Origin of the sequence: Gordonia aquimaris (genome assembly GCF_026262595.1) — a bacterium.
Taxonomy (GTDB): Bacteria; Actinomycetota; Actinomycetes; order Mycobacteriales; family Mycobacteriaceae; genus Gordonia; species Gordonia tangerina.
In genome coordinates, this window is the sequence record NZ_JAPKFM010000033.1 from 46,063 (window position 1) to 54,935 (window position 8,873).

The 8,873-nt window shown below is 67.9% G+C and carries 6 protein-coding genes; 4 read left to right on the forward strand and 2 right to left on the reverse strand.

Features of this window, described 5'->3' with window-relative positions; translation table 11 throughout:
* Positions 1-91 precede the first annotated feature (91 nt).
* Both OSB52_RS22400 and OSB52_RS22405 read right to left on the reverse strand, forming a co-directional pair.
* A complete protein-coding gene (locus OSB52_RS22400; protein WP_266063576.1) occupies positions 92-1,396 on the reverse strand; it encodes an MFS transporter in 1,305 nt (434 codons plus the stop codon).
* Positions 1,397-1,495: 99 nt separating this feature from the next.
* Entirely contained in the window at positions 1,496-2,866 is a 1,371-nt protein-coding gene (locus tag OSB52_RS22405; protein WP_266063577.1) for a wax ester/triacylglycerol synthase domain-containing protein, read from the reverse strand.
* Positions 2,867-3,073: 207 nt separating this feature from the next.
* Here OSB52_RS22405 and OSB52_RS22410 point away from each other — a divergent pair, with 207 nt between their 5' ends.
* The 4 genes from OSB52_RS22410 to OSB52_RS22425 all read left to right on the forward strand — a co-directional run.
* On the forward strand, positions 3,074-3,751 hold the full coding sequence (locus OSB52_RS22410) for a YoaK family protein (protein WP_372475425.1): 678 nt from the start codon (positions 3,074-3,076) through the stop codon (positions 3,749-3,751).
* A gap of 125 nt (positions 3,752-3,876) precedes the next feature.
* Positions 3,877-6,150, forward strand: a complete 2,274-nt coding sequence (locus tag OSB52_RS22415) for a glycerol-3-phosphate 1-O-acyltransferase (protein ID WP_266063583.1) — start codon at positions 3,877-3,879, stop codon at positions 6,148-6,150.
* On the forward strand, positions 6,147-7,631 hold the full coding sequence (locus tag OSB52_RS22420; protein ID WP_266063578.1) for an HAD-IB family hydrolase: 1,485 nt from the start codon (positions 6,147-6,149) through the stop codon (positions 7,629-7,631). Before OSB52_RS22415 ends, OSB52_RS22420 begins: the two co-directional genes overlap by 4 nt.
* Positions 7,624-8,873, forward strand: a 1,250-nt coding sequence (locus tag OSB52_RS22425; RefSeq protein WP_266063579.1) for a wax ester/triacylglycerol synthase domain-containing protein, incomplete at its 3' end; no start/stop codon positions are given. The genes OSB52_RS22420 and OSB52_RS22425, both read left to right, overlap by 8 nt.

Genomic DNA, 8,873 nt, shown 5'->3' on the forward strand with positions numbered 1-8,873 from the left:
ACCATCCGCGCGTAAAGCTGCACGCGCGAAAACTCATGGGGCGCGCGAACACACTTGTATGTGGGTACCGAGCAGACCCATTGGTACTCCCTCAGTTCGGCACCGGGCGGCCCGACTGTTGTGACCAGAGCTCCGGATCGTCGCGCAGCAGGCGCGCGCGGCCTTTGCGCCGGTATCGCCAGATCTGTGTCGCACCGATCGCCCACAGCACGAACTGCGCCGACATCGCCCAGGTGAAGGCCTCGGCGGGATAGCCGGACACGCCGTCGGGGGTGCGCCAGTCCAGGAGCAGACCGATCAGGGCGGCGGTGGTGAGGCTGGCCAGGAATCCGCCCTGGTTGATGATCCCGGTGGCGGTGCTGACCCGGAACACCGGATTCGAGGTGCGACCGAGGTCGAAGCCGACCATCGAGGCCGGACCACCCATCCCGCAGATCACCACCAATACGACGAGCATCCATAACGGCGCCGCCCCGGGCCACGCCAGGACCACCGCCCAGGTGGTCGCGATACTCGCCACCACCAGCAACACCAACGTCGACCGGTGCCACGGCCAGCGGGTGATGAGCCACGCGAAGGTGGGTCCGAAGGCCATGATCGAGAGCACCATGACGGTCAGCAGCAGACCGGCGGTCGCCGAACTCAATCCCTGCCCCTCGACAAAGAACGGATAACCCCACAGCAGACCGAGGACCGTCGCACTGAACTGGGTGGAGAAGTGCATCCAGAATCCGAGCCGGGTGCCCGGATGCTCCCACGACGCCTTCAGGCTGTCCTTGATCCCCGCCAACCCCAGCATCGGCCCCGACACCGAGCGCGCCTCGGCCGAGTCCCGCACCACGACCAGGGTCGCCACGAGCAGCACACCGCCGAGCGCGGCGGTCGCGATGTAGGCATGCGTCCAGCCCAACGTCGACAACGCCCAGGTCATCGGCACCGCCGCGGCCACCGCGCCCAGTTGTCCGAGCACCCCGGTCAGCTGCGTCATCAGCGGGATGCGCCGGATCGGGAACCACGTGGTGACCAGCCGGAGCACGCACACGAAGGTCATCGCGTCACCGACGCCGACGAAGAAGCGCGCCGACAGCGCCCACAGGTAGCTGTCGGCGAAGGCAAAGCTCAACTGAGCCGAGGTCAGAATCAGCGTGCCGGTGAGCAATACCCGTCGCGGCCCGAACCGGTCCACCAGCAGGCCGACGGGCACCTGCATGAGCGCGTAGATCAGCAGCTGCAGCACCACGAAGGTGGACAGTTGGGATGCGCTGATGTCGAAGCGTTCGGCGGCGAGCAGGCCCGCGACACCCAACGACGACCGGTGCAGCACGGCCACGAAGTAGACCGCGAGGCCGACCAGCCAGATCGTCATCGCCTGGGCCGGGCGCGGTGGGGCGGTCATCGGCGGAGATCCCGGATGGGGTGCGGGGGCTGCAGACTGTCGAACACTCGGTTCATTGTCCGGCATGCGACCGCGCGTCCTCCGCCGGGTATCGCGCCGTCAGGTCTCGCACACCTCCCGAAAACCGGCGGCGAGGCTCTCGACCAGGACGTCGAGATCAGGGACCGCCGCGTCATCGACGTCGATCCCCATGCAGCAGTCACCGACGTAGGACAGCAGGGTCACGTTGAAGGCGGCACCGATGGTCGGGCCGAACGCGTACTGCCGGGTGATCTTCGCGCCCGCCAGGTACAGCGGGACCGGCGAGCCGGGAACGTCGGAGGCGAGGAAGTCGACGTGCTCGAGCATCGCTCCCACCGCGGCGGCGGGTAGCACGTTCAGCGCGCCGGCGATGGGGTCGGCCAGCGGCACCGCCGGTTCCAGCCGCCACTTCATCACGATGTCGTGGATGCGGTCGATCAGCTTCTTCGGTTCGTCGAGATCGCACGGAATCCGGATCCGCACCAACGTGATCCGGTTCCCGCCGAGCGGGTCGTCCTCGTGGCGCAGGTTCATCGGCATGGTCACGCGCAAGTGATCGATCTGCGCATCGTGGCGTCGGTGATAGTCACGCATCCCGAGCACGATTCCGGCCAGGAAGGCGTCGTTGAGCGTTCCGCCGCCGGCTTCTCCGGCGGCAGCCAGCGCGTCGACGGGGACGTCCAGGGTGGCGAGATGTCGTCGGGTGCTGCGTTCGGTCATCACCGGCGACGCCGTGGAGGTGACCGGTTCGACGATCCGCGCGACCGACACCGCCGTTCCGGCGACGTCACGCAACGCCCGCAACGGCCGGACCACCATGCGGGCACCGAGCCGCGCCGCCGACGACACCGACTGGCGCACCACCGTGACGCCGGAGGACGCGTACCAGCCGACGGTGTCGCGCAACGTCGGCGCGGGCGCGACCTGGTCGGAACTCGCGATCGGCTCACGCTCGGTGCCGCCTCGTTCGAAGTCCATGATCTCCGCGGCGATGCGCACCCCGCCGACCCCGTCGGTCAGCGAATGATGGAACTTCATCACCACCGCGGCCGCCGCATCCTCCTCGAGGCCGTCGAGCAGCGTGTACTCCCACATCGGTCGCGCCGGGTCGAAAGCGGTCATCGCGGCGGTCCGCGCGACCTCGAGCACCCCGTCGAGGTTCTTCGGATGTGGGGCGTCGAGTCGGCGCACGTGCCAGTTGAGGTCGAAGTCGGCGTCGTCGACCCACCGCGCCGGCGCGAGTCCGCGGTCGGGCACGAGCTTGCGGCGCATCGCCGGCAGCACCTGCGCGGCACGTTCGACCGTGGCGAGGAACCGATCCCAATCCGGGGAGGCGTCGAGCAGCACCACAACCACCACCGTCGACCGCAGAATCGGGTTCTGCTCCATGTGCCAGGAGAACATGTCCGACTGGGTCATCCGGGGGGCGTCGTTGCTCACAGCAACCATGTTCCTCTGGTGATCCAGGACACGGGAGAGTCCTTCGGCCCCAGCCTGCGGCCGGACCTCCTTGGGTATGTGGTGCGCACCGCGGACTTCGTATGTGCGCACCGCGGACCTCGTCGGGGAGCCGAGCGTTACCCGGCTGCCGGATGCGAACGAGGCCGACCTGGGAGAATGGTCGGCGCGTACCTGGTGCGCGCTGAAGGGAGAACTGTGCGGCTGTTTCGTCGACGCGAGTTGGGGCTGGCCATCGTGCTGTCCGGGATCGCCGGGTTCGTGGATGCGATCGGCTTCGTCCACCTCGGCGGCTACTTCCTGTCGTTCATGAGTGGCAACACGACCCGGATGGCCGCGGGCGTGGCGCAGTTCCGGTGGGAGGTCGTCGGGATCACGGCCGGGTTGGTGGGGGCGTTCTTCCTCGGTGTCATCGTCGGCGCGGTGGCCGCCCGGGTGAGCAGTTCGCGGATGGGCGTGTTGTGGCTGGTGTGCACCGTCCTGCTGGCCGCCGCGGCCGTGGCGCAGGCGGGTTTCGACACCGCGTCGATGGGCGTGATGGCGGCGTCGATGGGGGTGATGAACTCGGTGTTCCAGCGCGACGGCGAGGTCACTGTGGGGCTCACCTACATGACCGGCACCCTCGTCAAGGCGGGGCAGCGGCTCGTCGACGCCTTCGCGGGCGGTCCACGCTGGCTGTGGCTGCGCTACCTGTCGTTGTGGGCCGGACTCGCCGTCGGCGCCATCCTGGGTGCGCTCGCCTACCGCGGCCTCGGAATCGAGGTGCTGTGGCTGGCGGCCGGGGTGACGATCGTCATCGCCGCGGCCACCACGTTCTTGCGGCCGCGCCTACCGCAGCGGCCGGTACGGATGACCGAGCAGGAGCTTCCTCACTGACCGGGTGACGGCAGAGCTGATGCGCCATTCCACCCCGACCGATCTGAGCCAAAGCCCACCAGCCGAGATGTGACCCGCGCCACAATGGACGTGCCGCGTTGCCGCGCGGTGACGACGTGAGGGTGGTGCACATGGCCGACGAGGTCGTCGTTCTGGCGGAAACACGCACGTCCGTCGAGCTGCGGGCGGTTACCGACTGGGCGTCGACCGCCCACCCGGATGCCCCGGTTCGCCGGCCGGACGATGTCGACTTCGATGCACTGCCGCCATCGACGACGCTGGTGCCGGTACGGCCGGTGTGGCTGCCCGCGGTCCGCCAGGGTGAGCGTCGCGTCACGCTCGGCGATGTGCTGGTGCTGTCGAACCCGAGGCGTCCTGTGGGACTGGTGCAGCCGCTGATCCGCGGCCGGCGGCCGGACAGTCTGCGCGTCGTGGAAGGGGCGCCGGCGACCATCGCGGAACTCCGTGAGCGCTACGCCCGCGACCTCGCCGAGGGTGCACCGTTCGGGAAGTACGTCGCCGTCCAGGCATCCCTGTCGGCCGAGCGGGCCGAGCGGCAGATCATCGGGGACCGCTACAAGGTGCCGCAGCTGGTCGCCGAACAGGTCAGCAGTTCGGCACGCTTCCAGGCCGGTGCGGCGAAGCTGGCCGCCGAGCTCGGCCGACCGACCGAAACGGTGGTGGCCGAGGCCGTCGACAAGCTGTCGGGCTTCGTGGCCACCCAGAGCCGGCTGATGGACGATGTGTTCTCCGCGACCTTCGACCGGCTGCACGAACGGGCGTGGCATGTCACGGTGGATCTGGACACGCTCAACACCCTGCGGACTCTGAACAAGTCGACCGGCCTGGTGTTCCTGCCGTCCCACCGGTCCTACGTCGATCCGTTGGTATTGGCGAAAGTGCTGCGCAGCAACGATTTCCCACCCACTCTGGTCCTGGGCGGCAACAATCTGTCGTTTTGGCCGGTGGGCCCGGTCGCACGCCGCGCCGGCATGATCTTCATCCGACGGAAGTTCGGGTCGGACCCGGTCTACAAGTTCGCCATGCGGTCCTATCTCTCCTACATCGTCGAGAAGCGGTTCAACCTGGAGTGGTACATCGAGGGCGGCCGCAGTCGCACCGGCAAGCTGCGCAAGCCGATGATGGGCCTGCTCAACTACGTCGTCGACGCGGTGACCCAGCTCGACTCCGGCGACGTGACCATCGTGCCCACCTCGATCGTCTACGACCAGCTGCAGGAGATCGGCGCGATGGCCGCCGAGGACGCCGGCGGCGCCAAGAAGCCCGAGGGAATCGGGTGGCTGCTCCGATATGCCAAGGCCCAGCGCAGCTATCTGGGCGAGGCGCGGGTCCGCTTCGGCACGCCGTTCTCGCTGCGCTCGGCACTGGACGACGCCGGTGAGGGCCGCGCCCGACTGGAGAAGGTCGCGTTCCGCGTGATGGACGAGATCAATTCCGCCACACCGATCTCGGCAACATCGCTGGCCGGCTTCGCCCTGCTGGGTGCACCCGACCGCGCCTACACCCTGGCGGAGATCGAGGCGATCCTGGTGCCGCTGCTCGACTACATCGCGCGCCGCGGCCTACCCGGACCCGACCCGGCGCGTTGTCGCGGGGTGGGCCTGACCCAGACTCTCCGGGTGCTGGCCGGCAACGGCGTGGTGAGCTGTTTCGACGGTGGGTCCGAGCCGGTCTGGTCGATCGTGCCGGACAACCGCGCGGTCGCCGCCTACTACCGCAACGGTGCGCTGCACCATTTCGTGAACCGGGCCATCGTCGAGGTCAACATGCTGGCGGTAGCCGAAGGCGAGGTCCGCGCCACCGGCGACTACGCCACCGATGAAGGCCTGCTGGCCGTGGCGCAGCGCGAAGCCCTAAGGATACGAGATCTGCTCAAGTTCGAGTTCTTCTTTCCGGTCAAGGACGAGTACTTCCACCGGCTCGCCGCCGAACTCGACCTGATCGCGCCGCAGTGGCGCGAGCGGATACCGACCCAGGAGTGGACGTATGAGGTCCTACACGGTCACACCGGCGCCCTGCTCGCGCGGCGGACCCTGCAACCATTCTTCGATGCGCAGCTGGTGGCCGCCACACGGCTCGTCCAGCTGGGCACCGCCGCGTGCGACAAAGCCGACCTGATCGCCGACTGCCTGGGCCTCGGCAGACAGCTGTCATTACAAGGCGTTGTGCGCAGCAAGGATTCGGTGTCCAAGGACCTTTACGACGGCGCTTATCGCCTCGCCGACAATCGCGATCTCATTCACGGCGACGGTGTCACAGACCTTCTTGCCGCCCGTCAGGAGTGGCTCGACGAGGTGAACCTCATGCGCGATCGACTCGCTCGTATCGCCGAGATCGAGGACATCCAACCGGCGCTCGGACAGAAGGATGCCCGATGAGCGCATTCACCGACCGGATGCGCGCGATCCGTGCGGCGCCGACGGGCAAGAAGGTGGCCGCGCTGTTCGACTACGACGGCACCCTCATCGAGGGCTTCTCCGCCGCGGCCATCATGCGGGCGCGCATGCGCAGCATGGAGTTCGGGCTCGGCGAGCTCGCCGACTACCTGCTGATCGGGCTGCGCGGCGTAGTGTCCGAGCAGGACTACGCCGAGGTACTCGCGGCGACGAAGCCGACATTCGCCGGCAAGACCTACACCGAGATGCTGGAGTTCGGTGAGGATCTGTTCAAGCATGAGACGGCGGCCAAACTGCGCCCGCAGATGTGGCAGATCCTGCGCGCGCACCGGGAGATGGGGCACACGATCGTGATCGCCTCGTCGGCGACGCGATTTCAGATCGCACCGATCGCCCGGGAGATCGAGGCCGACCACGCGCTGGCCACCGACGTCGAGGTCGTCGACGGTGTGCTCACCGGCAGGATTCTGGGCCGACCGCTGTGGGGGCCGGGCAAGGCGGCGGCCGTGCGGGCGTTGGCCCGCGACCACGAGATCGACCTGGGCGCGTCGTTCGCCTACAGCGACGGCAACGAGGACATCCCCTATCTGGAGTCGGTCGGCCATCCGGCCGCCGTCTCGCCCCGTCGTTTGCTGCGCGCCGAAGCCGAGGCCCGCGGGTGGCCGATCCTGGACCTGAAGAACCCCACCTACAACCGGGCCGGCATGTTGGCCCGCACCGGCGCCTTCTACGGGTCGTTCATCGCCTCTGCCGCTGTGGGTTTCACTGCGGGACTGGTGCGTCGGAACCCGCAGACACTTATCGAGGCCCTCCCGACGGGTGTCGATGTCGGGTTGTCGCTGGCCGGTGTGCACGTGCGGGTCCTCGACGGTGGCGAATACCTCACCTCGGACCGGCCGTGCGTTTTCGTGTTCAACCACCAGTCCAAACTCGACCTACCGGTGATGATCAACCTCGTCCGATCGGATGCGACGGGGGTGGCCAAGAAGGAAGTCCAGCGTGTGCCCGTGGTGGGTCAGATCCTCGATCAGGCCGGACTGGTGTTCATCGACCGCGCCGACCCGAGCCGGGCGATCGAACAGCTGGCGCCGGCAGTGAAAGCACTCCGTGAGGACGGGATGTCGCTGGTGGTGGCGCCCGAGGGGACACGGTCCGCGACGCCCCGGATCGGACCGTTCAAGAAGGGACCGTTCCACATCGCCGCGCAGGCGGAAGTACCGGTGGTCCCGGTGGTGATGCGTAACACCGGCGAATTGATGTGGCGCGGTTCGCAGTTGATCCGACCGGGAATCGTGGAGGTGCGGGTGCTGCCGCCGGTCGACACCACCGGGTGGCGGGCCGAGGAGATGGGCACCCACGCCGAGGAGGTACGCCAAATGTTCGTGACCGCGCTCGCCGATTGGCCACTCGAGTCGTTCACCGACGATTCCCCGGAGTCCGAACAGGAGACAGTAGATGAGTGACACGGCTGATGCCGGCGATGCGGGTGATCGCCCGCTGGATTGGGCGAACGAGCCCCATATGAGCCCGGTGGACACCATCATGTGGCGAGGTGACACCGACCGGCGCATGCGCGGCACCATCTGCATGCTGGAGATCTACGACTGCGCCCCGGATTGGGATCGGCTGGTCGCCGCCCACGAGTGGGCGAGCCGGATGGCGCCGCGGTTCCGTCAGCGTGTGGTCGACTCACCGTTCGGCACCGGAACACCCAGCTGGGCAATCGATCCCGAGTTCGATCTGCATTACCACCTGCGCCGGATCCGGATCGGCGGAGACGGCAGCATGCGTGAGCTGTTGTCCACCTGCGAGCAGCTCGCCATGACCGCGCTCGACCCCGCCCGCCCACCGTGGGAGGGCACGGTGATCGAAGGTCTACCCGACGGAAAGGCCGCCTATTTCCTGAAGGGACATCACGCACTGACCGACGGGCTGGGCGCCATCCTCGGTCTCGCCCAGTTGCATTCACCGACCCGCGAGCACAATCCGAGCAAACCGCAGCCGCCGAACCCCGAGCCGGACAACATCACCGCCCTCGATCTGCTGCGGCGCCAGTTCGGCGAGGAGGTCCGCCGGGTCCCCCATCGCCTCGATGTGGCCATCTCCGGAGTACGCGCCCTGGCACACCCGCGCCGCGCCTTGAGTTCTGCGTTGCGCTACGGGCGGTCGGTGCCCCGGGTTGCGGGGCTGGCGAGTCCACCCGGTTCCCCGCTGCTCGCGCACCGCAGCCTGTCGTGGCGATTCAGCGCATTCGAGGTTCCCTTCGCCGATCTGAAGGCGACCGCCACGGCCACCAAGGCGTCGATCAACGACGTCTATCTCGCCGGACTGATCGGCGGATTCCGTCTGTACCACGAGAAGATGGGCACTCCGGTCGAGGCGATCCCCGTCGCGATCCCTATCTCGGTGCGCCGGCCCGAGGACCCCGCCGGTGGAAACCGGATCGCGGTGGGCCGCCTGTCCGGGCCGGTCGCCATCGCCGACCCGTTCGAACGTGTGTTGACCATCCGGGAACAGGTGCGCGTCGCCCGTCACGAACCTGCGGTTGACCTGTTCAACACCCTCGGTTCGGTGATGGCCTGGCTACCCGGATCGCTGCTCATGCAGTTCAGCGGAACCACCAGCCAGAACGATCTGCAGGCCAGCAACGTCCCCGGAATCCCCTGGGACACCTACGTCGCCGGCGCCAAGGTGGAACGGATGTT